This is a genomic window from Sphingobium limneticum (assembly GCF_008710155.1).
Taxonomy (GTDB): domain Bacteria; phylum Pseudomonadota; class Alphaproteobacteria; order Sphingomonadales; family Sphingomonadaceae; genus Sphingobium; species Sphingobium limneticum.
Genome location: NZ_VYPZ01000001.1, coordinates 340,890 through 364,121 on the forward strand (window position 1 = coordinate 340,890; position 23,232 = coordinate 364,121).

General features: G+C 63.0%; 16 protein-coding genes. 5 read left to right on the forward strand and 11 right to left on the reverse strand.

Annotation, left to right across the window (positions count from 1 at the left end; genetic code table 11):
• Nucleotides 1-24 precede the first annotated feature (24 nt).
• Nucleotides 25-1,521, reverse strand: a complete 1,497-nt coding sequence (locus tag F4U94_RS01335) for a CoA-acylating methylmalonate-semialdehyde dehydrogenase (RefSeq protein WP_120253108.1) — start codon at nucleotides 1,519-1,521, stop codon at nucleotides 25-27.
• Between the two features lie 101 nt (nucleotides 1,522-1,622).
• Between F4U94_RS01335 and F4U94_RS01340 the strand changes: the two genes are divergently transcribed.
• Complete coding sequence (locus tag F4U94_RS01340; RefSeq protein WP_120253107.1) at nucleotides 1,623-2,498, forward strand: LysR family transcriptional regulator; 876 nt, start codon at nucleotides 1,623-1,625, stop codon at nucleotides 2,496-2,498.
• 3 nt (nucleotides 2,499-2,501) lie between these two features.
• On the opposite strand, the gene F4U94_RS01345 is transcribed toward F4U94_RS01340, so the two are convergent.
• Both F4U94_RS01345 and F4U94_RS01350 read right to left on the reverse strand, forming a co-directional pair.
• On the reverse strand, nucleotides 2,502-4,763 hold the full coding sequence (locus tag F4U94_RS01345; protein WP_120253106.1) for a beta-glucosidase family protein: 2,262 nt from the start codon (nucleotides 4,761-4,763) through the stop codon (nucleotides 2,502-2,504).
• A 117-nt stretch (nucleotides 4,764-4,880) separates the two neighbouring features.
• Entirely contained in the window at nucleotides 4,881-7,346 is a 2,466-nt protein-coding gene (locus F4U94_RS01350; RefSeq protein ID WP_425505025.1) for a TonB-dependent receptor, read from the reverse strand.
• Between the two features lie 166 nt (nucleotides 7,347-7,512).
• Between F4U94_RS01350 and F4U94_RS01355 the strand changes: the two genes are divergently transcribed.
• From F4U94_RS01355 to yaaA, 3 genes are read left to right on the forward strand one after another with little or no spacing between them, the layout of a single operon-like run.
• Complete coding sequence (locus tag F4U94_RS01355; protein WP_150411816.1) at nucleotides 7,513-8,751, forward strand: MFS transporter; 1,239 nt, start codon at nucleotides 7,513-7,515, stop codon at nucleotides 8,749-8,751.
• Nucleotides 8,748-9,785: a LacI family DNA-binding transcriptional regulator gene (locus F4U94_RS01360; protein WP_120253103.1), complete on the forward strand. Its 1,038-nt coding sequence runs from the start codon at nucleotides 8,748-8,750 to the stop codon at nucleotides 9,783-9,785. The genes F4U94_RS01355 and F4U94_RS01360 overlap by 4 nt, the downstream gene beginning before the upstream one ends.
• 31 nt (nucleotides 9,786-9,816) lie before the next feature.
• Entirely contained in the window at nucleotides 9,817-10,569 is a 753-nt protein-coding gene (gene yaaA / locus F4U94_RS01365; RefSeq protein WP_120253102.1) for a peroxide stress protein YaaA, read from the forward strand.
• A gap of 4 nt (nucleotides 10,570-10,573) precedes the next feature.
• Here yaaA and F4U94_RS01370 read toward each other — a convergent pair whose 3' ends face one another.
• The 8 genes from F4U94_RS01370 to F4U94_RS01405 all read right to left on the reverse strand — a co-directional run bounded on the left by F4U94_RS01370 (nucleotide 10,574) and on the right by F4U94_RS01405 (nucleotide 20,170).
• Nucleotides 10,574-11,218 (reverse strand): DedA family protein, encoded by a 645-nt coding sequence (locus tag F4U94_RS01370; protein ID WP_120253101.1) that lies wholly within the window; start codon nucleotides 11,216-11,218, stop codon nucleotides 10,574-10,576.
• 156 nt (nucleotides 11,219-11,374) lie between these two features.
• Nucleotides 11,375-12,832 carry a GH1 family beta-glucosidase gene (locus tag F4U94_RS01375; protein ID WP_150411817.1) on the reverse strand — a complete coding sequence of 486 codons (1,458 nt, stop codon included), beginning with the start codon at nucleotides 12,830-12,832 and terminating at the stop codon, nucleotides 11,375-11,377.
• A 14-nt stretch (nucleotides 12,833-12,846) separates the two neighbouring features.
• Complete coding sequence (locus F4U94_RS01380; protein ID WP_120253099.1) at nucleotides 12,847-15,183, reverse strand: glycoside hydrolase family 31 protein; 2,337 nt, start codon at nucleotides 15,181-15,183, stop codon at nucleotides 12,847-12,849.
• 23 nt (nucleotides 15,184-15,206) lie between these two features.
• Entirely contained in the window at nucleotides 15,207-16,832 is a 1,626-nt protein-coding gene (locus F4U94_RS01385; RefSeq protein ID WP_120253098.1) for an alpha-L-fucosidase, read from the reverse strand.
• Nucleotides 16,829-17,626 (reverse strand): SGNH/GDSL hydrolase family protein, encoded by a 798-nt coding sequence (locus F4U94_RS01390; protein WP_232016259.1) that lies wholly within the window; start codon nucleotides 17,624-17,626, stop codon nucleotides 16,829-16,831. The genes F4U94_RS01385 and F4U94_RS01390 overlap by 4 nt, the downstream gene beginning before the upstream one ends.
• 8 nt (nucleotides 17,627-17,634) lie before the next feature.
• Nucleotides 17,635-18,423 carry an SGNH/GDSL hydrolase family protein gene (locus F4U94_RS01395; protein ID WP_120253096.1) on the reverse strand — a complete coding sequence of 263 codons (789 nt, stop codon included), beginning with the start codon at nucleotides 18,421-18,423 and terminating at the stop codon, nucleotides 17,635-17,637.
• A complete protein-coding gene (locus F4U94_RS01400) occupies nucleotides 18,420-19,388 on the reverse strand; it encodes an alpha/beta hydrolase (RefSeq protein ID WP_120253095.1) in 969 nt (322 codons plus the stop codon). The genes F4U94_RS01395 and F4U94_RS01400 overlap by 4 nt, the downstream gene beginning before the upstream one ends.
• A complete protein-coding gene (locus F4U94_RS01405) occupies nucleotides 19,385-20,170 on the reverse strand; it encodes an IclR family transcriptional regulator (protein WP_120253094.1) in 786 nt (261 codons plus the stop codon). The genes F4U94_RS01400 and F4U94_RS01405 overlap by 4 nt, the downstream gene beginning before the upstream one ends.
• Nucleotides 20,171-20,420: 250 nt before the next feature.
• Here F4U94_RS01405 and F4U94_RS01410 point away from each other — a divergent pair, with 250 nt between their 5' ends.
• Nucleotides 20,421-23,213 carry a TonB-dependent receptor gene (locus F4U94_RS01410; protein ID WP_120253093.1) on the forward strand — a complete coding sequence of 931 codons (2,793 nt, stop codon included), beginning with the start codon at nucleotides 20,421-20,423 and terminating at the stop codon, nucleotides 23,211-23,213.
• The last annotated feature ends 19 nt before the right edge of the window (nucleotides 23,214-23,232 follow it).

A 23,232-nucleotide genomic window follows, 5' to 3' on the forward strand; every position in this document is an offset into this window, starting at 1 on the left:
GCGCTTGGATCCCCGCAAACAGCCTTATCCCATCGTCGGGATAACGAACGCACTGTCGCCGGTGCCGCCACCGTCCGGCCAGCGCTGCGTGATGGTCTTGACCTTGGTCCAGAATTTCACGCCTTCCATGCCATGCTGGTTGGTATCGCCGAAGGCCGAGCGCTTCCAGCCGCCGAATGTGTGATAGGCGACCGGCACCGGGATCGGTACGTTGATCCCGACCATGCCGACATTGACGCGCGCGGCAAATTCGCGCGCGGCATGGCCGTTGCGCGTGAAGATGGCGACGCCATTGCCATATTGATGTTCGCTCGGCAGCTTCAGCGCTTCTTCGAAACTCTCGGCGCGCACCATCTGGAGCACCGGGCCGAAAATCTCCTCCTGATAGGTGCGCATCGTCGGCTTCACATGATCGAACAGGGTAGGGCCGACGAAGAAGCCTTCCTCATGCCCCTGAAGCGTGAAGCCACGACCGTCGACGACCAGTTCTGCGCCTTCGTCCACGCCCATCTGGATATAGTTTTCGATCTTCGCCTTGTGCGCGGCCGTGACGACCGGGCCATAATGGGCATCAGGATCGGTCGAGACGCCGACGCGCAGGGCCTCGATCGCCGGGATCAGCTTCTCGCGCAGCGCGATCGCCGTCTTCTCGCCCACCGGGGTTACGACGGGGAGCGCCATGCAGCGTTCGCCGGCCGACCCGAAGGCGGCGCCGGACAGGTCATTCACGACCTGGTCGAGATCCGCGTCCGGCATGACGATGCCGTGATTCTTCGCGCCGCCCATGGCCTGTACGCGCTTGCCGTTGTCGACGCCGCGCTTGTAGACATAATGGGCGATGTCCGACGATCCGACGAAGCTGATGGCGCCGATATCGGGGTGATCAAGAATGGCATCGACCATTTCCTTGTCGCCCTGCACGACCTGAAGAATGCCGTCGGGCAGGCCGGCTTCGCTGAACAATTCGGCCAGGCGGACAGGTACCGACGGATCGCGCTCGGATGGCTTCATGATGAAAGCGTTGCCGGTCGCGATGGCGACGCCCGACATCCAAAGCGGGATCATGCCAGGGAAGTTGAAGGGGGTGATGCCCGCGCCGATGCCGATGGGCTGACGGAAGCTATAGACGTCGATGCCCGGACCCGCCCCCTGGGTATATTCGCCCTTCAGCACATGGGGGATGCCGCAACAAAATTCGATGACCTCCAGACCGCGCTGAATGTCGCCCTTTGCGTCGGCGATAACCTTGCCATGTTCGGAGCTGAGCAGATATGCCAGCTCGTCCATATTCTTTTCGACCAGCGCCTTGAAGTTGAACATCACACGGGCGCGACGCTGCGGATTGACGGCGGCCCAGGCCGGCTGCGCCGCCTTGGCGGCCTCGACCGCGCGATCGAGCAAGGCCTTGTCACCCAGCGCGACACGCGCCTGCACTGTGCCGTTGTTGGGATCGAACACGTCGCTGTAACGCGCCGCCTTACCGTCATGGGCAAAGGCGAGCTTATGGGAAATGTCGCGCATCGGAACCTCTCGCTATGATTTGCGCCGATCATGACTTCATGCGATATTGCGCGCAATCAATAAATTTCGCAGACTATGTCTGCATTTTTGCAGGATGATGGATGTTCGACTGGGACGATCTGCGTATCTTTCTGACTGTAGCCCGGCTGAAACGCATGGCGCCTGCCGCACGATCGCTCGGTATCGACGCCACCACCATAACCCGCCGCATGGCACGGCTGGAGCAGGCGCTCGGCACCAAGCTGTTCGAGCAATCAGGCGGCGAGCGGGTTCTGACCCAGCGTGGGGCCGTCCTGCTGCGCCATGCCGAAAGTGTCGAGGGGGCGACGATCGACGCGCTGGTCGATGTGCGCGGCGAACAGCATAGCCTGAGCGGCCATGTCCGCCTGTCCGTGGCGGAAGGGTTCGGCACCTGGATATTGGCGCCCGGCCTGCGCCATTTCCATGAGGAACATCCCGGCATCCAACTGGACGTTGTAACGGCGTCCGGCTTCCTCAACCCGTCCAAGCGGGAAGCGGATATGGCGGTCATGCTGGCGCGGCCACAGAGCGGCTATCTGACCGTGCAGCGGCTCGCCGATTATGGCCTGCATCTCTACGCCTCAAGGGCCTATGTCGAACGACATGGGCGACCGCAGGCCCGGTCCGACCTTAGCGGCCACACATTGATCGGCTATGTCCCGGAATTTCTGTTCACGCCGGAACTAGACTATCTGGACGAGGTGGACACCGGACTGGAAGCGACGCTGCGTTCCAGCAGCATCGGGATTCAGCGGCGACTGGTCATCGACGGCGCGGGCATAGGCGTGTTGCCCGATTTCATGGCCGCACAGGACAGCCGGTTGACCCGCATCCTGGCCGACACTGTGGAAATCAAGCGCAGCTTCTGGCTGGTGACGCACCGCGACATGACGAAGCTGGCGCGGATGGCGGCCGTGTCCGACCTGTTGCGCCGTCAAGTGGCGTTGAAACTCTGAGGGTCAGGGTTTCAGGCTCACCGGATCGAGTTTGGCCACGCCCTTCAACGCCATGTCGTCGGCATGATGGCCGACCGCCAGTGCATAGCTGCCACCATCAAGCCGCCAGCCAGCGCCTTCCTCGAACCGGGCGATCAGGCGCGGATCGACGGTCATCGTCACGCGCCGCGTCTCGCCGGCGGACAGGCTGATCTTGTCGAAGCCGGCGAGACGCCAGGCGTTGACACCCGCGCTACCCTTCGCCTGCACATAAAGCTGCGGCACATCCGCGCCGGATCGGTTGCCGGCATTGGTGACGTCGAAGCTGACGGTCAGCGCTGTGCCGTCGTGCACTTTCAAATTTGCATAAGTGAAGCTGGTATAGCTCAGGCCATAGCCGAACGGGAACAGCGGCTTGCTGCCTTTCATCGCATACCAGCGATAGCCCACCTCAGCACCTTCGGGATAATCGACCGCGAACGGTGCAACGCCCCCGGTCATGCCGTAATTGGCGGTATCGCCGGCCTCGCGTCGGGCGTCGGCGGCACGTAGTTCGGCAAGGCCCAATGGTTCGGGGCGTGGCGCCTGATCGGCGTGCACCGGGAAGGTGATGGGCAAGCGACCCGAAGGCGCCACATCGCCAAACAGGATATTCGCCATCGCCTCGCCACCGCGCTGACCGGGATACCAGGCCTGCACCAGCACCGGCACCTTGGCGATCCAGGGCATCTCGACGGGGCCGCCGGTTTCCAGCATGACGATGGTCTTGCGGTTGGCGGTCGCGACCGCGTCGATCAGCGCATCCTGATTGTCGGGCAGCCGCATATTTTCGGGGTCTTGCGCCTCCGTCTGCCATTGCCAGCCAAAGACGATGGCAAGGTCGGCCCGGCGCGCTGCCTCCGCCGCCGCCTTGGGATCGCTGCCGTCGATATAGGTGACGTCGGCTTGAGGCGCGAGCGCCTGGATAGCCTTGAGTGGCGAAGACGCATGCCAGGTCATCCGCGCGAAGGATGCCGCCGCGCCCTTGGTCAGCGGAATTTCGACCGGAGCCCCGCCGACCGAACGGACCTGAGACGATCCGCCGCCCGACAGCACACCGACATCGGCGTGGCCACCGATCAGGACGATCCGCCGCGCGCTCTTGGCCAGCGGCAGCAGATTGCCCTCATTCTTGAGCAGGACGATGCCTTCCTCCGCCGTCCGCTGGGCGACATCGGCATGGGCGGCATAGTCGATCTGGCGCGGGCTTTCCGGTACCGGATCATCCATCAATCCGCTGGCGATCACGCCATGCAGGATACGCGTTACCATATCGTCCAGCCGAGCCATGGGGATGCGCCCGGTCTTCACCGCGTCCTCGAACGGCTTGCCGAAATGGATGGCGTCGTCCAGTTCCTGACCCGATTCCTGATCCAGCCCGCCTAGCGCTGCCTTCTCGGTCGAATGGACCGCGCCCCAGTCGGACATGACCCACCCCTTATAACCCCAATCCTTCTTCAGGACCGTGTTGAGCAGCCAGTCATTCTCGCAGGCATAGTCGCCATTCACCTTGTTATAGGCGCACATGACGGAGGCCGGATCGCCGATTTCCGTCGCGATCTGAAAGGCCAGGAGGTCGCTCTCGCGCAACGCCGCCTTGTCGATCCGCGCATCTAGAACGGTCCGCCCGGTTTCCTGGGAATTGAGCGCGAAATGCTTGATGGTCGATACGATATGGTTGCTCTGGACACCGCGAATATGTTCGCCGGCCATCACGCCCGCCAGCAGCGGATCTTCGCCCAGATATTCGAAATTGCGTCCGTTCCACGGATCGCGGGTCAGGTTGACGCCACCTGCCAGCAGGACGTTGAAGGTTTTCGCCCGTGCCTCCGCCCCGATCATCGCGCCGCCGGCATAGGCGATGGAAGGGTTGAACGTGGCCGCAGTAGCCAGGCTGGCGGGCAGGGCGGTCGCCGTGTCGCCCTTGCGCTGCTCGATCTGGTTGGCGACGCCCAGGCTCGCGTCGCTTTCGCGCAGTGTCGGGATGCCAAGCCGTGGGATGCCCGGAATATGGCCGGCCGACGGGATCATCGCGATCGGTTGCGGCGGCTTCGCCATCGGCGGGAAATAGCCGTGGACGATCGCCAGCTTCTCTTGCGTGGTCATGGCCGCGACCAGCGCCTTGGCTCGCGCCTCCGCCGACAGCGCGCGATTGCTGCCGGCTGTCGTTGCGGCCAACTGGGCTTGCGCGGCGGGAACGCAGGCGGTGCCAAGCAGGAGGAGAGCGATCAGGGCATGGCGCGTCATGGGCGGTCTTTCATCTATATGATGCAAAAGTGGCGGCGGATGCCCTTGGGGGAGGGGAGGGCGTCCGCCGCCTGAAGGGCGACCGGCTGGGGAAGGAAAGCCGGTCGCTGGCCGTTGTCAGAAGTTCGCGCGGGCGCGCACGCCCCAGGTGCGCGGCGGCTGAAGGTTGGACAGGAAGATCGGATCGTAGCGCGGTGCGCCGAATGCGCCGGCACCGGTACGGATCTTTCCATTTTCGATATTCTGGACGAAGGCCTCGACCGAATATTTCTCATCCGGCGCGGTGAAGCGGATCGACGCGTCGGACCGGAAATAGGCTTTCTGCCGATCCCAATCGGTGCCGTTGGTGCCCCGGCTGGGCATATTGTCGGCCGGGTTGTTGGCATTGACGAACGGATTGGCGTCCCCGTTGAAGTAGCTCAGCCAGCTCTTCGTCTCATAATGGGTGGTGAAGCGCGGGGTGATACGCGCGCCGCTCGCCATCACGAAATCATGCTCATAGCTAAGCGTCGCGGAAAAGCGCGGCGCATGGGCCAGTTCATTGCCTTCAAGCTGGGCGATCGAGGACAGCTTGCCGCCATCGTAAAGCCGACCGTCGACGCTTGCCAGCTCCTCCAGCTTGGTCTTCTGGAGCGTGCCGGAAAATTGCAGCCGGTCATTGTCGGTCAGGTTGGCGACCATTTCCGCTTCCAGGCCATAGGCTTTGGCACCCTTGGCATTTTGCGTGATCATCTGGCTGCGTACGACATTGCCCTGATCGTCGCGGAAGGTGACAGCCTGGTTCACCTGATAGCCCTTGAAGTCGCTATAATAAGCGGCAAGGTTCAGCGTCACGCGGCGGTCCAGGAAGCGGGACTTCAAGCCCACTTCATAGTTGGTCAGCGTTTCCGGATCGGTCAGGCCGGCATTGTCCTGAATATTGCCCGACTTGAAGCCGGTGCTGATGCTGGCATAGCCCAGCACATCCTGCGCCAGGTCCGCATCGACACGGGCCAGATAGGTCAGCTTGTCCCATTTGCCCTTCACATCGTTGCTGGAGATGGAGAAGCCCGGCAGTAGCGTGGCCAGTTCCTCCGCCGTGGCACCCGGATAGGCGCCGAAAATGCCACCGGTGCAGCGGCCGCCGGGCAGCTTGTCGGCATCGGAACAGCCTTCGCCCGAATAAGTCACGTTGCGGCCGCCAATATCCTGCTTCTTGTCGGACGTGTAGCGCAGGCCGCCGGTCACGCGGATCGCGTCATTGACGTGCCATACCGCCTGACCGAATACGGCGCGGCTGTCGATCTGGCGATTGGCCTGGATGAAGCTGCCGGCCCAGCTGAAGGTGCCGTCGCGATAGCCGTTGCGCTGATCGATGTCGAAGCGGATGCGGTTCTTTTCGTGGCTGTAATAGGCACCCAAAATCCAGTCGATCGCCTGCTCGCCGGACGATTTCAGCTGGATTTCATGGCTCTGGAAATCATAGCGCGACGACAAAGTCCGGTTTTCGCCGAACGCGCCCAAGGGCAGATCATTGCCGCTGGCATCGACCTGTCCCGTCGGCGGCATCGCGCCTCCATCGGCGTCGGTCTGGGTCGATCCGCCGATCCGCGACCAGCCGGCGATGTAGCTCAATTGGATGCCGTCGGTCAGGTCGTAATTCATGCTGCTGCGCACGCCCACCGAATAGCGATCGGTGTCGGGCGCGGTGTCGCTCAGCGTCGACCAGCGCTTGGTTCCAGCACGCGGCGTCTGGAGCAGGCCGATGACCGGCGCGCCATTGTCCAGGAAGCCTTCGGCCGACAGGTTCCAGCTGAACTTGTCGCTCGGCTGCCAGAGCATCGACACGCGGCCGGATTGCTGGTCGGCAGCATAATATTTCTTGCCGCTGGTCACGAAGGCGGACTTGTTGATGCCGGTCACATTGGGCGCCGGCTGGAAATCGGCATAGCCGTCATGCCGGTCGGTGACGAAGGCGACGCGGAAGGCCAGCGTGTCGCTGACCGGGATGTTGATCGCGCCGCGCACGCCCAGCCGGTCGTAATTGCCGGCGGTGACTTCGACATTGCCTTCGAATTCGCCGAGCTTAGGCTTGGCGGAAATCAGGCTGAGCGCGCCGACCGTGGCATTGCGGCCGAACAATGTGCCCTGCGGACCGCGCAGCACTTCCACGCGCTCCATATCATACATCAGCACGGACGCGCCCTGCGAACGCGGCGAATAGATGCCGTCGACATAGATGGCGACTTCCGGGTCGGCCACTTCGGTATAGGCGCTGTCGTTGCCGATGCCGCGCAGCGTCAGCAGCACGGCCGACTGGTCGCCCTGCTGGTTGAACTGAAGCGAGGGGACGAAACGCGCAAGGTCGGTTACGTCCTTGACCTGTTGCCTGTCCAACTGCGCCTGACCGAAGGCGGATACGGCGATCGGGGTCGATTGCAGGGTCGTTTCGCGGCGGGTGGCGGTGACGATGATATCGCCGTCATATCTGTTTTCGGGCTGCTGGGCGGCCTGCGGCGCGGTGTTGTCCTGCGCGTAGGCGGGGGCCATCGCCAGCGTCATGGTCGCAAGCGCAGTGCTCGCGACGAGCGCAATGCTCTTCATCATCTCTCTCCCTGGACTCACATCATTGTGTGTGCCGCGTAATGACCAAAGCCTGACAACGATGTCAACATGGTTTTGACAACGATGTCGGATTCGCGCACACAGCATGCCCGCTGCTTCCCATTCCTGCCCATGTCCTGTAAGGATCGACCGAAAAGTCCACTCGATGGTTACCGCTACGTCAACCTTGGCCATTCCCGATGGCGATTACATCGCGACCCGTCTTTTCCGGCTGTCCATCGGCGTGTTTTTCATCGGCGGATTCCTGACGTCATCGGTCAGCCTTCTAGTGCCGCAACTCAAGTTGCTGCTGCATCTCGACTATCGAGAGGCGCTGCTGGTGCAATTGGCTTTCCATTCCAGCTATCTGCTGTTCGCATTGCCCATCACCTGGGCGATCGTCCGCAACGGTTATATGCGCGCTATCGTCACCGGGCTGGCGGTGATGACGCTGGGTTGCCTGGCACTGACCATGGCACAGACCGTCCTGTCCTTCGCCATGGTGATGGGCGCGCTGCTGCTCCTGTCGGCGGGGCAGACCTTTCTTCAGATCGCATCCAACACGGTGGTCGCGGTGATCGGCCCGGCGCGCGGCGCGGTTCGCCGCCTTACTTTGCTTCAGGGCTTCAACGCGCTCGGCACGGTAATGGGACCATTGATCAGCGCGCCGTTGTTGCTGAGCGAACTAGATGCCGACGCCGCGCGGGGCATCGATCCGACGCTGCCATTTGTCGGGACCGCCTTGGTCACCGCGGTCCTCAGCCTGGCCTATATGCGCTATCGCAACTTGCTGGTGCGGGGCGAAGCGCAGCCCTTCGCCGGGATAAGGCAGATGTTCCAGTTGATCCGCCTGCGCCGTTTGAAATGGGGAACGGCGGCGATCTTCTTCTATGTGGGGGCGGAGGTTGCGATCGGTGCGCTGCTGCCCACCGTCTTGATGCGTACCGATCGGCTAGGGGTGACGCCGGTGGCCGGCGGTCAACTGGTCAGCCTTTATTGGGGTGGTGCGATGGTTGGCCGCTTCATCGGCGCCTGGGTGATGACACGCATGGGTGAATATCGTCTGTTGCTGGCGGCGGCACTAGGGGCCGTGGCGTTGACGCTGGCGGCGATCATCCTACCTGGTGCGCTGGGTGCTGGCGCCCTGATCGCGGTCGGCCTGTGCAACGCGATCATGTATCCCACCATCTATGCCCTTGCGCTGCCTGCGGATGATCGGCAGGCGCCGGTCGCCTCCATGTGGCTGTGTATGGCGGTGGTCGGCGGCGCGATCATTCCCCTTGCCACCGGCGCTCTCGCCGACGGGATCGCGTTGCTGCCGGCGCTGCTCGTGCCCGCCGCCTGCTATGCTTTCATTGCCCGGTTCGCCGCCCTGTGCGCGCAGCCGCAGGAGCCCATATCATGAAGACCGTTACCATCAAGGATGTCGCGGCCCGTGCCGGTGTGTCCCCCAAGACCGTCTCGCGCGTCATCAACGGGGAAGATCATGTTCGCGCCGAAATTCGCGAGGCGGTGCAGCGGGTCGTGGCCGAATTGGACTATCGCCCCAATGCCTTCGCACGCAGCCTGTCCAGTTCGCGCTCCTATCTGCTCGGCCTTTTCATCGATGATCCCGTGTCGGGCTATGCCGCCGATGTGCAGCATGGCGCGCTGATCCGCTGTCGGGAGCGCAGCTATCATCTGGTGGTGGAGCCGGTCGACCTGAGCCGCCCCGGCTGGCAGGACCATGTCCGCGACAGCATCGCCAGCCTGCGGCTGGACGGCGCGATCATCGCCCCGCCGATTTGCGACGCGCCCGAACTGATCGACCTGTTCCGCCAGTCGGCCGTGCCCCATGTACTGATGGCCCCGTCCGTCGAGCCGGAGGATAGCGGCGCGGTGCGGATGGACGATCATGGTGCGGCGCGGGAAATGACCGACTATCTGATCTGCCTTGGCCATCGTCATATCGCTTTCGTGCAGGGGCCGGAAAATCACAGCGCCTCCATCCGGCGGGAGGAGGGATTTCGCGCGGCCATGGCGACGGCCGCCATAGCGGTGGACGAGCGTTTCGTGCTGCGTGGCGATTTCAGCTTTCGATCGGGACTGGAACTGGGCGAAGCGCTGTTGCGCGGGCCGGATCGGCCCAGTGCCATCTTTGCCTGCAATGACGATATGGCGCTCGGTCTGCTCATCACTGCGATCAAACGGGACATTCAGGTGCCCGACGATCTGTCGATCGCCGGCTTCGACGATGCCGCTTCTTCGCGTGCGGCTTGGCCGCAAATCACCACCATTCGCCAGCCCAAGGCGGAAATGGCCGCCGCAGCCGTCGATATTCTGGTCGATCCGTCCTTCCGCAGGACTATTCCGCACCCGGACGCACATCTGATGCTGCCCCATGCGTTGGTCGTGCGTGGCAGCACGGGGCGATGCGGGACGGACGCGGACAGGGTTTGACGCAGGTAGCGGCTATCGCTAGGCCGCCGCGATGATCGTCCTGCTGTCGCCCGCCAAAACACTCGATTTCGAACGCGAACTCCCGTCGATAGCGACGACGAGGCCGCATTTCGCTGACGAAGCGCGCAGCCTTGCCCATTCCGCCGCGAACCTGACGCAGAAGCGGCTGGCCGAACTCATGCACATCTCGCCGCGTCTGGCCAAATTGAACGCAGACCGGTTCCGCGACTTTCCCGAATTGCCGGAACGGCCCGCTCTCTATGCCTTCGCCGGTGACGTCTACACCGGCTTCGAAGTCGATACGCTGGACGAAGCCGGGGTCGCCTTCGCGCAGGATCATGTGCGGATATTGTCGGGCCTCTATGGCCTTCTGCGCCCGCTGGACGACATCCGGCCCTATCGGCTGGAAATGGGCACACGCTGGGCACCGCGTCAAAAAAAATTGACCGACTGGTGGGCTGACCGCATTGCCGATCATCTGCGCCGCGAATTGACGGAGGAAGGGTCCGCCACGATCCTGAACCTCGCCAGCCAGGAATATTACGCCGCGGTCGACGGTAAGCTGGCAGGCGTGCGCGTGATCGAGGTGGAGTTTCGCGAGCCGGGGCCGAACGGCCCGCGCTTCGTCAGTTTCAACGCGAAGCGCGCGCGGGGCATGATGGCCCGCTGGCTATGCGAGCATCATGTCACCGATGTGGAGGCCATGCGCGGTTTCGACAGCGACGGCTATCGCTTCGATGCTGAAGAGAGTGATACGGATCGCTGGCGCTTCACCCGCGCCTGACATTCTACTGGACGGATGATTGCTTCAGCTTTGCGCGGGGTTTGCCCGCGATGCGCAGCGCGATCCACCCCGCCAGCATGGGAATGGTAAGAAGGCCCACGGCGATAAGCACCAGATGCTCGCTCTGCAGGTCGAACTGCGCCAGCTTTCCGCCGGCGAAATAGCCAGGCAGCAAGAGGGCCGGCACCCAGAGCAGGGCCGACACGATATTGGCCGTCTGGAAATGGCGTTGCGGCATCTTCACCACCCCGGCGACGACCGGAACGGTGGAGCGAACCGGCCCCAGAAACCGCCCGATCAGCACGGACATGAAACCATAGCGTCGAAAGAACAGGCGCGCCCGCGCGAAGGCCAGCTTATGGCCTTTCAGCCAGCGATGGCGATAGATCGCAGGCCCGATCCGGCACCCTAGCGCGTAGGAGGTCCAGTCCCCCAGGATCGCGCCGACCACCGCACAGGCAAAGACCGGCGCAGGCTCGATGATGCCCGCCCCGATCAACCCGCCGATCGCGATCATCGTCGCGATCGCCGGCACGAACAGGCCGATCACCACCAGCGATTCGAAAAAAGCCAGCACGCCGATGATCGGACCACTCCAGCCGGCATAGCGGGTGACTGCGTCAAGGAGGAGGTCTGATGGGTCGGACATGCTCGATCAGTTCGATGAGAAAGGACGCAGGGTAGCGCCGTCCGATGAGCCTTTGGTTAACAAAGGGCAATGGAGAAAATCCATCTGCCGTAACTGGGCCACGGCTCGGATGCGCCCGAAGCGAGCATGTCGCTTCGGGCGCATCCATATCCCTCGTCACACCAGCTGGTTGGTCCGCACCAGTTCGCGATACCAGTCGGCGCTCAGCTTGGGCGCGCGCTTCTGCGTCTTGAAGTCGACATGATGGATGCCGAACAGCTTGGTATATCCGTCCTCCCACTCGAAATTGTCCATCAGGCTCCAGACGAAATAGCCCTTTACCGGCAATCCCTCACGCGTCGCGCGCTGAAGGTGCGTCAGATAGTTGCGCAGATACATGACGCGGTCGGTGTCATAGACCTTGCCGTCTTCGGCGACCTTGTCGTCGGCCGAGCAGCCATTTTCGGAGATGTAGAGGCCCTTGGGCTTCCACATGTCGTTGATCGCCCGCATGCCCCAATAAATCACCTCCGGCGTGACATAGAGCCAGGGGGAGGGCATGCGCGGCGCCTGACCCGGATGAGGCAATATCTTGTAGCCCGACGGCGCGGTCGGGTCGGCGCGGACGGTGTTGCCGGTATAGACATTGACCGACAGGAAATCGAGCGGCGCGCCGATCAGCTTCATGTCGCCATCCTTGACCTTGGGCGCATCCTTGCCCTGCGCGGTCAGATAGCTGTCGATATAGCGGCCTTCCATGATGGCGGTCAGGAACATGGCATTTTCTTCGCGCACGGCTTTCTTCACCGCCTCGATATGCTCGGGTGTCTCGATCGCGGGGACGTAGATATTGGGATTGTCCGCGATGCCGACCTGCGTGCCGCTCTTCGTCGCCGCCCGGATCGTCTGGACGCCCAGGCCGTGGGCCAGCACGCCATGGTGCCGGATCTGGTTCACTTCACCCATCGGTAGCTTCAGGCCCGGCGCCTTGCCACCGGTCATGTAGCTGAGGTCCGTGAAGCAGCGCAGTTCGTTGACCGTCATGAAATGCTGCACCCTGTCGCCCAGCTTGCCGGCGGTATAGCCCGCATAATCGGCAAAGGCATAAGCCGTGTCGCGGTTCTGCCAGCCGCCCGGCAGGGCTTGGGGCAGATCCCAATGGAACATCGTGACATGCGGGGTGATGCCCGCCGCCAGCAATCCGTCGACCAGCCGGTTATAATAGTCCAGCCCCTTGGCATTGGGCTTGCCCTTGCCATCGGGGAAGATGCGCGACCAGGCGAGGGAGAAGCGATAAGCCTTGACCCCCAGCGCCTTCAGCAGGGCGATGTCGTCATTATAGCGATGATAGCTGTCGCAGGCGACATCGCCCGTATCGCCATTGGCGACCTTGCCCGGCGTGTGGGAAAACACATCCCAATTGGTCTGGCCGCGCCCATCCTCCTTCACGCCGCCTTCGATCTGGTAGGCTGCGGTGGCGCAGCCCCAGAGGAAGTCGGCCGGGAACGACTGCGCACCCTGCGGCGCCGAAGCCGACCCAGCCTGCGCGCGCGCAGTGCTGCCGCCCGCCAGAGAAGCGCCCAGAGCAGCCGCGCCCAGACCCATGCCCAATTCGCGGCGATTGATACCCGTCATCGTCGATAGTCTCCTTACTGGCCTACGACCTGAACCAGGCCGCTCACAGCCTGGCCGGTGGGCAGTTTCGTCTTGCTCGTCAGCGTCTTTGCCTTGTCGTCCCAGACGAGGTCAGCCTTTATCCCGCCCTTGCGATAGGCGTTGGTGGTGCCGTCATCGTCATAAAGGGTGAAGCGCGCATCGGTGCCGGGATAGACGCGGATGCTTTCCAGCGCCTGCTTCTCCGCCGTGCTCTTCACCTGCACGCCCATCGGCACGATCGACCCGGCCTTCACGAACAAGGGAATGCGCTCGATTGGGGCGTCGACCTCGATCGTCTGGCCGCCCTCGAACTTCTGGTTGGTCCAATAATCATACCAGGCGGTGCCCGCGGGCAGGTAGACGGGCCGCTTCGTCTGACCCTGCACCGTCACCGGCGCGACCAGGAAGGCGGGACCGAACATATATTGGTCGCCGATGTTCGATACTTGGGGGTCGTTCGGGAAGTCCATGAACAGCCCGCGCATGAAAGGCGCGCCGGTGTCGTAGGTATGCCGCCCCAGCGCATAGATATAGGGCATCAGCGTATAGCGCAGGCGCAACCAGTCGGCCAGGATCGGTTCGGCCGCCTTGCCATATTCCCACAGCGCGCTGCCCGGCCGCTGGCCATGGATGCGCAGCGTCGGGGTGAAGACGCTATATTCGAACCAGCGAACGAACAATTCGGAATAGTCCGCATAATCGGGGCTGGCCGCCGTGGAGCCGGCCGGATCGACCAGGACCGGATTTTCCGCCTTCGGTCCCTTGGGCCATTGCCAGCCGCCAATGTCGCTGCCCCAATAGGCGATGCCCGAAGCCGTGAAGTTGAGGCCGGTCGGGATTTGCCGGTGCAGCGCTTCCCAGGTCGATTTGATGTCCGACGACCAGAACAGGCCGCCATTGCGCTGCGCACCCAGATAGGCCGCACGCGCCAGGATCATGTTGCGGAAACCGGGGCGGTCGCGCTCCGACCCTTCGGCCACGCCGGTCGTATGCACCAGCGGGAAGAGGTTATGATAACGGTCGCCCGACCCCTTGGAATAGAAATAGCCGTCCGGCACCAGATCCGGCTCCGTTTCGTCCAGCCAGAACCAGTCGAAACCCTGGCTCGCGATATTGTCGCGCAGTTTGCCCCAGAACCATTCCCGCGCTTCCGGATTGGTGCTGTCGATCAGCGCGCCTGCGCGATCGGAGCGGGAAGGCAGGCCATCAACCGGATTGCCGTCCTTGTCCTTCAGGAACCAGCCCTTGGTCGCGAGCATGTCGAAATAGCGCGATTCCCGTTCGAAGCGCGGCCATACGCTGATGATCGAGCGCATACCCAGCGATTTGAGCGTGTCGTTCATCCCCTTGGGATCGGGGAAATAGGTGCGGTCGATGTCGAGTTGCCCCATGCGGGTCCAGTAGAACCAGTCCAGCACCATCACGTCGAGCGGCAGGTTGCGCTGGCGATAGCCATTGGCGATGTCGAGCAGTTCCTGCTGGCTTTCATACCGCGCCTTGCTCTGGATCAGGCCGAAACCGGCCTTGGGCGGCAGCGGCGTTTCGCCGGTCAACTTGGCATAGCCGGCATAAAGTTCGTCGGTCGTCTTGCCGGCGATGACGAAGAACGAGACGCGCTCTCCCACCTGGCTTTGCCAATGGGTGCTGCTGTGCAGGCCGGGCTGGATCAGCGTGCGGGCCGGATTGTCCCAGACGATGCCATAGCCCTTGTTCGTGACCATGAAGGGGACGCAGACCGTCTCGCCGGCCGGCGCATCATAGCTGTGCGAACAATCGATCTGCTTGCCGCGCAGATCCATATAGCCTTCCTGATTCTGACCCAGGCCATAATAATGTTCGTCCGCCGGGGAATCGAAGCTGGCACCGACCTTGAAGGTCTGCTCGCCATTCACCGTCACGGGCGCCATTTCCCAACCGGTCATCTTCGTCAGCAGCGTGCCGCCGGCATCCTTGACCGACAGGCTGACCGGCGGCAGCGACGGCGCGAAATAGCGCTGCATCTGCGTCGGCGCGCCGGGCCATTGCTTGGCGCCGATCGTCAGGGTGAGGGCCGAAGAAGTGAAGACGTCCCCGCTCGCATCGGTGCTGTGGGTCCAGCCAGTCGCGTTGGGCTTGGCGTTAGGTCCTTCGCCCGGTGCGGCGGACGCCAGCACGGGATCGAGCGCGATCGTCACGCGCACGATATTGGGCGCATAGGGTTCCACCGCGACGCGGCTGCCATGCCGGTCCAGCAATGCCATTGGTTCCGCCAGCGCAGGTGCCGCCATCGCCAGGACGGACGCGCCCAGCGCGATCCCCGCCACTTTTGCCTTGAAACCCGTTGCGATCATCCCTGTAATCCCTTGTCTTTGCATTAGATGAGGCCGCGTCCGTCGATGCGGATGGCCGGAACGAAATGGCCGGTGCGTGGCATATCGACATGCAGGCCAGCGCCATCCTGTCGGAAGGGCAGCGGGCCGCCGCCCAGCAGCGTCACCTGGCCGATTGTGCCGTCCACGCGGCCGCGCGCCAGTGAGCGGATGGTCGTAGATCCCTGCGCCCGGCCCAGGAACAGCGCATAAAGTGCGCCCTTGTTAGTGGTGAAGCGGATGTCCTGCGCGGTGAAGGGCTTGGCCTTCTCCTCATTCTGCATCCCCGCGATCAACTGGGTCGGCCCCTCGCCATAAATACGCCAGGGCCGCGATCCGAAGATCGCCTCTCCGCCATGGGTCATCCATGCCGCCATGCCGTCCAGCACCTTCTCCGTCTCGCTGTCGATCGACCCGTCGCCCGGCTGCGGGATGGAGAGCATAAGATTGCCGTTTTTCGACACCACATCGGCCAGCCGCTGGACGACTTCCTCGGCGCTTTTGTAGCTTTTGTCGTGCAGCCGCGCTTCATTGTAGAACCAGTCGCCGATGCAGGTGTCCGTCTGCCACGGCTCGTCCCACAGATGGTCGGTAAAGCCACGCTCCACATCCTGCACCATGCCAAAGCGGGCATAGGGTTTGAGCTGCTTGCCGGTCAGCACCACGTCGATCTTGCCGTGCCATTCGATCGAGCGGTTATAATAGTCCGCCGCCGCTTCCAGCCCTACAGGTCCGAAGGGCAGTTCATGATCGTCCATATAGACCATGTCGGGCTTGTATTTCGCGACCAGATCGGTCTGGCGCAGCAGCCAGCGGGTGACATAGGCCGGGTCGTCCTGCGGCCCCGTTTCGATCCACTGGCCGTTATGGGCATCGTGCCATTTGTCCATCGCCTCGATCGTGTCGATACCATCGGGCAGCACGGCATGGCCGCCGGTATAAAGTTCCTGCGGGTCGAGGCCATCCCACCATTGGCCCTTGCCGTCCGCCTTGCGCAGGCGGAAAGCGTCGTACCGTTCGCCCTTTTTCGGGCCGATCGGGTCATAGCCATAGGCCGGCTGGTACCAGTGCCAGGCATGAGCGGCATGGTTGGACACGCCGAATTTCATGCCCGCCTTGCGCGCCGCCTTCTCCCAGATGCCGACGATATCCTTCTTCGGTCCGACGCGCAGGCTGTTCCAGGCATGGTAGCGGCTGTCGTAGCAATCCAGATTGTCGTGATGGCAGGCCAGCGCCATGAAATATTTGGCGCCCGCCTTCTGATAGCGGGCCATCAGCGCATCGGGCTCCCACTTGTCGGCGGTCCAGAGATTTTGGATGTCCTTCATCCCCGCGACCGACGGATGGCCGTAGGTCTTCAGGTGATGCTCGTACATCGGGTGGCCCTGCATATACATGAAGCGGCCATACCAGTCGCCTTGCGCCGGCACCGATTGCGGCCCCCAATGCGACCACATGCCCAGCTTCGCGTCGCGGAACCAGTCGGGGTAACGATAATTGCCGACCAGTGAGGGCCAACTGGCCTGTACCGGCCCGCGCATCGTGCCCATGGGGCTGGCGGCGCGCGCCGCGCGGGCGAGGCCGAGCGCGGCTGTGCCGGCCAGGAAGGCGCGGCGTCCCAGCATCGTCATTGGATTTCCCTCAAAGCCTTGTCGATGGCTTGCCGCGCCAGCGGGCGCATGATGGCATAGCCTTCTTTGGTCGGATGGACGCCGTCGGTGGACAGGCCCGGCTTCATTGCACCGTCTGCCTGCGCCATGGCGCTGTGATAATCGACATAGGTGAAGCCGCGGCTACGCGCATAATCGGCCAGCCACTTGTTGATCGCCGCGATCTGCGGGGCTGGCTTCATGGCCGGGCTCCAGGGGAAGGCGCCTGCGGGCGGCACGGAGGCGATCACGACCTTGATGCCATGGGCCTGCGCCAGTTCGGCCATCGTCTGGATATTGCCCAGCACCGTTTCCATCGTCGCCGCGCCGCTATTGCCGGCGATATCGTTGGTCATCGCCATGATGTGGACGACTTGCGGTTTCAGCGCGATCACGTCATTGCGGAAACGCACTAGCATCTGCGCCGTGGTCTGCCCGCTGATGCCCCGATCGACCAGCCCGTCCTGAAACATCTCCGGGTCCAGATTGATCCAGTTATCTGTAATGGAATCGCCCATGAAGACGGCGCGCACCTTTTTGCCCGCCAGCGCCTTATTGTCGGCGGCATAGCGGCACAACTGCCCGAAATCGCGGGTCAGCATGTGGAGGTTCCACATCTTCCATTCCGCTTCACCTGTAGGCTTAGGATGGACCGGGCAGGGATCGGCCACGATGCCGACCGGATCGTCGGCATGGGGATCGCCTGGTACTTTCGTTTCCGTCAAAGCGGGGGTGGCCAGCGCCAGCGCGCAGGCAAAAGTGGTGAGTTTCAGCATCCTCTTCCTCATTTTTGGCGCAAGGCTTGCGCGATCGCCCGCTCCGCGATCGGCGCCATCACCGCATAGCCATTGTCGAGCGGGTGGACGCCGTCCTGCGTATAGGCGGCTGTCATCAGGCCATTCCGGTCCACCAGCGCGGCGTGATAATCGGCAAAGCCATAGCCGCGCTCCGCACAGAAGGTGCGCAGCCAGCTATTGAGCGTGACCAGCTCTTCAGGCTTGCGCTCTTTCACGACGTCTTTAGCCGCTTCTGTGTAGTCGTTCACCGGCAGGATCGAGCCGAACACGACCTTGATATGATGGGCCTCTGCCAGATCGGCCATGGCTTCCCAATTGGCTTCGATCTGTTCGGGGCTTTCCTGTTGCAGGAAGCCTTGTACGTCGTTGATGCCCGCCAGGATCACGACGACCTTCGGCTTCAGTACGATTACATCCTGATGGAAACGCAGCAACATCTGCGCCGTCACCTGGCTGCCGATGCCGCGATTAATATAGGGTTTGCCGGGGAAGCTGGCGGCCAGGTTCCAGCGATCGGTAATGGAATCGCCCAGGAACACCACGCGCTGTTCGCCCTGCTTGGGCGCGGATAACGCGGCATTGGCGGGCGCGTAGAGATAGCGCTCGCCAAAATCCTGCATCAGGCTGGGCATCAGCTTTGCGCGGAACGGGCCGAGCCATGGCCCCCAATCCTTCTCCACCACCGTGCGCCGCTCGGGCGAACTTTGATAATCGCCGGGCGCGGCCAGCGCAGTGCCGGCGCTGAACGCCAGCATCAGGGCGATCGGCCATCTCATGCCGGAATCAACCCGTGCTTGGCGGCAAAGGTGGCGAACAGGGCGGGCCAGGCCGATGCCTGCATCGTCGCGGGCAGGCGGGTGCCGAACCCGTGGCCGCCATCCTCGAAGATGTACAGCGCGACCGGGCGTTTTGCCGCTTCCATCGCCTGGAACAGCGCGATGCTGTTGGCGGGCGGCACCAACCCGTCATCGGTCGCATGGACCAGGAAGATCGGCGGTGTCGCCGCGTCGACCCGCATCTCGACCGAGCGGTGACGCCGCGCCTGCACTGTGCCGCCCATGCCCAGCAGCATATCGCGCGATCCACCATGGGTGAAGGCTGCGTCCAGACTGACGACCGGATAGATCAGCGCGGCCAGGTTCGGGCGCGCATCCTGCGCATCGGCGGCGTCGACCGGGTCATAAACTGTCTCGCCGTGACGGGTCGCCAGCGATCCGGCCAGATGCCCGCCGGCAGAGAAGCCAAGTACGCCGATCCGGTCCTTTGCGACAGCGAGTTGGGCAGCTTTTGCGCGGATCAGCCGCATCGCTCGCTGGGCATCCTGCAATGGGACGTCCTGACGCCGCGCCCAGCCTTCGCCGGGCAGGCGGTAGAGCAGGATAAAGGCGGTAATGCCGCGCGCGTTCAGCCATTCGGCCTGGCTGGTGCCCTCATTATCATAGGACAGAAAAGCATATCCGCCACCAGGTATCACCAGCATTGCGGCACCATTGGGGCGGGCAGGGCGCCGTACGACCAGCACGGGGCGTTCGATGCCCGTCACCCAGCGATCCGGCTTGCCGCCGGGCTTGGCCTGATCGGCGATCTTGCGAACGATGCGCGCGCCAGTGTCCCCCGGCGGCGTGCCGGGCCACAGGTCGATAATCTCGTCGCTGGCGTTTGTCTGCGCGCCGGCAAGACCGGGCAGCGCCGCCAGCCCGGCGACGGCCATCAGTGCGGTACGGCGATCAAGTCCGCTCATTGTCCGTTGTCCATGTCGCGCGCGGGAAGGACCATCATCGGCGACATGGCATCGCCGATCGCGGCGGCGGCGTCGCGCACCAACTGGGTGCAGGCCTGTGTCGTCGCCCGATTGGCGGCGCCATCGACGAAGGGCATGGTCAGCGCCGCGCGCGCGACGCCGCCGACCAGGATCGGGGCGGACAGATCGGTGATGCCGGTCAGCATCGGGCTGGGCGCGAAGGCGCCACCCGCTGCCAAGGTGGCGTTCAGCCGCTCCGTCAGTTCCGCTTCATCCAGGGTTTCGCCCGTCGCCCGGATATCCGCCAGCATCGCCGCGCGCGCATCGGACGACTGGAAGGCGAGCAGGATACGGCCGGAATTGGAGCGGTGCAGCGGCCGGCGATAGCCCACGCGCACGGCAAAGCCCGACAGGCCGGGCGCCTCGATCGCGATGATGACGACCATTTCCGCGCCGGATGCGACGGCCAGGTGGCAGCTCTGGCCCGCCCGGCGCGCCAGATCCTGCATCACCGGAAGGGCGGTGGAGGCGAGGTCGCGGATCGGCGGCTGGCTCATGCCCAGCGCGAAGAGGCGGTTTGTCAGCCGATAGCCTTCTTCGGCCCGGGCGATGTAGCCATGCTCCTCCAGCACCTGCAGCATCCGGAAGATTTCGCTGACCGACCGACCTAGCGCCGTCGATATGTCAGACATGATCAGCGGCTCACTCGCACCGGCGAGAAGCTCCAATATTTCCAGCCCCTTGGTGAGGGCTGGCGCCTGATAGCGCGCCTTGCCAGTCATCTGCTCACCCCCTCCATTTTATAGATGATTCTCTGTGCAGGATCATCCCTCGCTGTCCAATACCCATTAGGCGAAATCCAAATATGAAATCAATTTTTATATTTCATAATTTAAAATGTGGGAGTAATGGGGCCTTGTCTTGGTACCGCTCCCAGCAGCGGGTCGGGACATGAAAGGGAAATATTTCGGCCGTTTGCGGCCGCGAATCACGTCAGCGCTCCGGACAGGAGCCAGGGAGAGGAAGGGTTTCATGACCAAGATGATTCACATGCCGCGTCGCGCTGCGCTGCTGGCCGGCATCTCGATCGCCAGCATCGCGCTCGGCACGGCTGCCCATGCGCAGGATAATGCCGCACCGCAGGCCGCAGCCGCCGACGAAGGCGACATCGTCGTCACCGGCGTGCGCGCCAGCCTGTCGAGTGCGCAGGCACTCAAGCGCAACAGCGACGTCATCGTCGATTCGATCGTCGCCGAAGACATCGGCAAGCTGCCCGACCGCAACGTGGCCGAAGCGCTTCAGCGCATCACCGGCATCCAGATCGAACGCAGCTATGGCGAAGGCAGCGCGGTCGCGATCCGCGGCCTCAGCCAGGTCCGCACCGAAATCAACGGCCGCGACGTGTTCACCGCCAATGGCGGTCGTACGCTAAGCCTGGAGGATGTGCCCTCCGAACTGCTCGCCGGCGTCGATGTCTACAAAAATCCGTCGGCCGACCTGATCGAAGGCGGCATCGGCGGTCTCATCAACCTGCGCACGCGCAAGCCCTTCGATTTCGACGGGTTCAAGGCATCGGCCAGCGCCAGCGTCAACTATTACGACCTGTACGGCAAGTCGAAGCCGCAGGCGAACCTGCTGCTGTCTGACCGTTGGGACACGGGCATCGGCGAAATCGGCATCTTGGTCGACCTCGCCTATCAGAAGACGGCTTTCCGCCAGGACCAGATCAGCAGCCAGCCTTTCTTCCTGCTCGACCAGTCGGTCAATGCGCAGGGTCAGCCCAATAACGCCACCGACTATGCCACCGCGCAGGGTCTGGGGCGCTTGGGCAAGCCGACCTATCTGCCCCATGGCGTCGGCATCGGCCAGTATCTGGGCGATCGTCGCCGTATCGGCGCCGACGTCGCGGTCCAGTGGAAGCCCAGCGACACGCTGCTCGTCACCGCCGAATATGTGCGGTCAGACTATAAGTTCCAATATGGCGACTACAGCTTCTTCGCCTATACCGGCAACAATCCGATCACGCCGGATTACGGTACGCCCTTCACGTTCGACGATGCCGGCAATTTCCGCAGCGGCACCTTCGCCAATGTGCCGATCGATTCCAACACCAGCCTGGAACGGCGCAAATCCGTCACCAACGACTTTTCGCTGAACCTGAAATGGAACCCGACCAGCAACCTGACCGTCACGGCCGACGGCCAGTATATTCGCGGCACCACCAGCGGTCAGCGCTCGATCGTCATCCTGCATTCGAACGCAGAACGGCTGCATCAGGTGGTGGGCAACGGCGTGCCGACGATGGAAATCCTGCCGGACAATAACCCAGCGAATGGCAATGGTTCGGTGACGGATATCGCCAATTATGCCCCGCTGGGCGGCGGCTATCTGGACCATATCGAACATTCGGTGGGCAAGGAATATGCCGGCCGTCTGGACGCCGAATATCGCTTCGATGCCGGCATCCTGCGCTCGCTGTCGGCCGGTTTGCGTTATACCGACCGGTCGGCTGTCACCGACAGCAGCACCTATGCCTATTATGGCACCAGCGCGCTGGCCAACGACCTGTACGAAGTGCGCAAGTTCCGCGGCGACCTCTATCGTGGTTTCCAGGGCGTGCCCCAGGGCGCGGTCTTCTTCGACCGCAACCTCGTGCTCGACTATGACGCCACGCGTCAGGCGCTGGCCCCCTATGTCGATCCGTCGCAGCGTGACGCGTTGCTCAATGGCGTCAGCTATGTGCCGAGCGATCGCAACACGCAGGGTGAAAAGACCTACACTGCCTATGGCGTGGCGAAGTTCGATTTTGCCGATGCGGGCTTCCCGCTGGACGGCAATATCGGCGTGCGCGTGATCAAGACGAAGGTGTCCACGGACGGCTTCAGCGTACAGACGCCGCAGATCCAGTTGCCCAGCGGTCCTGCCAATGGTCCGATCAGCTATGTGCCGATCAGTGTCAACAGCAGCTATACCAAGGCGCTGCCAAGCATCAACCTTCGCTACCACTTCACCGACCAGCTTCAGCTGCGTCTGGCCGCGTCGAAGGGGCTGACCCGCCCGGACTTCTCGCAGCTTAATCCGAACATCAACATCGTCGAGCTGAATCCCGGCAGCAACATCCGCACCTCCAGCTCTGGCAATCCTTATTTGAAGCCGCTGGAAGCCACGCAGTTCGACGCGTCGCTGGAATGGTATTTCTCGCGCACCGGTTCGCTCTATGCTGCCGGTTTCTACAAGAAGGTGGATGGCTTCATCGCCAATATCGCGACCGACGAAACCTATGATTTCGGCAATGGTCCCTTCACCGTGTCGGTCAGCCGTCCGCTCAATGGCGACAATGGCAAAATCAAGGGCGTGGAAGTCGGCGGCAACACCTTCTTCGACTTCCTGCCGGGCATCTGGTCTGGCTTCGGCGTGCAGGCCAACTTCACCTATGTCGACAGCAAGGCGCCCAGCCCCGCTGCCACAGACAATGAAGGCAATGCGCTGATCGTGCCGCTCGAAAAGCTGTCGAAGTACAGCTACAATCTGATGGGTTTCTACGACAAAGGGCCAATCTCGGCACGCGTCGCCTATAACTGGCGTAGCAAATATGTCGTGACCACGCGCGGCAATGGCAGCGGCGAACTGCCGATTTTCAACGCCGCGCGCGGGCAGGTCGATGCGTCGCTGACCTATACGGTCAACGAGAATTTCGCGCTGACCGTAGATGGCGTGAACCTGACCGATACCGAGAACAAGACCTATTACGGCATTCCCAGCCGTCCGCAGTCCTCGGTGCTGAACGATCGTCGCGTGAGCATCACCGCCCGTCTGACCTATTGATCCGACGTGCGGACGTTTC

Excerpts from the sequence above, each read along its gene's own strand:
- F4U94_RS01335 (WP_120253108.1), bottom strand. The coding sequence starts at position 1,521 with ATGCGCGACATTTCCCATAAGCTCGCCTTTGCCCATGACGGTAAGGCG.
- F4U94_RS01340 (WP_120253107.1), top strand. The coding sequence starts at position 1,623 with ATGTTCGACTGGGACGATCTGCGTATCTTTCTGACTGTAGCCCGGCTG.
- F4U94_RS01345 (WP_120253106.1), bottom strand. The coding sequence starts at position 4,763 with ATGACGCGCCATGCCCTGATCGCTCTCCTCCTGCTTGGCACCGCCTGC.
- F4U94_RS01350 (WP_425505025.1), bottom strand. The coding sequence starts at position 7,346 with ATGAAGAGCATTGCGCTCGTCGCGAGCACTGCGCTTGCGACCATGACG.
- F4U94_RS01355 (WP_150411816.1), top strand. The coding sequence starts at position 7,513 with ATGGTTACCGCTACGTCAACCTTGGCCATTCCCGATGGCGATTACATC.
- F4U94_RS01360 (WP_120253103.1), top strand. The coding sequence starts at position 8,748 with ATGAAGACCGTTACCATCAAGGATGTCGCGGCCCGTGCCGGTGTGTCC.
- yaaA (WP_120253102.1), top strand. The coding sequence starts at position 9,817 with ATGATCGTCCTGCTGTCGCCCGCCAAAACACTCGATTTCGAACGCGAA.
- F4U94_RS01370 (WP_120253101.1), bottom strand. The coding sequence starts at position 11,218 with ATGTCCGACCCATCAGACCTCCTCCTTGACGCAGTCACCCGCTATGCC.
- F4U94_RS01375 (WP_150411817.1), bottom strand. The coding sequence starts at position 12,832 with ATGACGGGTATCAATCGCCGCGAATTGGGCATGGGTCTGGGCGCGGCT.
- F4U94_RS01380 (WP_120253099.1), bottom strand. The coding sequence starts at position 15,183 with ATGATCGCAACGGGTTTCAAGGCAAAAGTGGCGGGGATCGCGCTGGGC.
- F4U94_RS01385 (WP_120253098.1), bottom strand. The coding sequence starts at position 16,832 with ATGACGATGCTGGGACGCCGCGCCTTCCTGGCCGGCACAGCCGCGCTC.
- F4U94_RS01390 (WP_232016259.1), bottom strand. The coding sequence starts at position 17,626 with ATGCTGAAACTCACCACTTTTGCCTGCGCGCTGGCGCTGGCCACCCCC.
- F4U94_RS01395 (WP_120253096.1), bottom strand. The coding sequence starts at position 18,423 with ATGAGATGGCCGATCGCCCTGATGCTGGCGTTCAGCGCCGGCACTGCG.
- F4U94_RS01400 (WP_120253095.1), bottom strand. The coding sequence starts at position 19,388 with ATGAGCGGACTTGATCGCCGTACCGCACTGATGGCCGTCGCCGGGCTG.
- F4U94_RS01405 (WP_120253094.1), bottom strand. The coding sequence starts at position 20,170 with ATGACTGGCAAGGCGCGCTATCAGGCGCCAGCCCTCACCAAGGGGCTG.
- F4U94_RS01410 (WP_120253093.1), top strand. The coding sequence starts at position 20,421 with ATGACCAAGATGATTCACATGCCGCGTCGCGCTGCGCTGCTGGCCGGC.